Origin of the sequence: Streptomyces sp. DH12 (assembly GCF_020873895.1) — a bacterium.
Lineage (GTDB): Bacteria > Actinomycetota > Actinomycetes > Streptomycetales > Streptomycetaceae > Streptomyces.
Window position 1 is genome coordinate 1 of the sequence record NZ_JAHWGT010000601.1, and the last position, 549, is coordinate 549.

A 549-nucleotide genomic window follows, 5' to 3' on the forward strand; every position below is an offset into this window, starting at 1 on the left:
TGCCGGCCCTGTGGCTGCGGGCCCGGCGCTCACGGCGGGACCCGCTGGTGCTGATGTTCGCCCTGGACTGCGCGGTCGTGGCGTACGGCTGGGTGAGCGGCCACTACACCTACGGGCGGGCCCTGGGTCTGACGCTGCTGCCGTTGCAGCTAGCCCTGGCGGTGGAGCTGGCGGCGCCCCGCCCGTGGCCGGTGTGGCGGCGGCTGCTGGGCGGGGCCGCGGCGGCGGGGGCCGCGGCCGGGTTCCTGACCGTGCACGCCGGGGCGCTGGTGCCCCCGGCGGCGGACCCGGTCGGCTTCCGGCAGCCCCCGGACTGGCCGGCGTACGACTGGGCCGCGCGGCACATCGCCCCGGGGGAGGTGGTGATCACCGACGGCTACTACGCCGTCCACGCCATCGCCGGGTACGGGCCGAACCTGGCCGCACCCGCCTGGCCGGACGCCTCGCTGGACGAACGGGAGCGGCTGCGGCGGCTGGCCGATGTGCGCGCGTACCTGCATCCCGCCTCGACCCGCGCCCTGCGGGACACGGTGGTCCGCCGCTACACGG

The 549-nt window shown here is 78.0% G+C and carries 1 pseudogene; it reads left to right on the forward strand.

What is annotated here, in order from left to right:
* Positions 1–549 (forward strand): annotated as a pseudogene (locus LPA54_RS36000) (hypothetical protein); the annotation flags it as partial.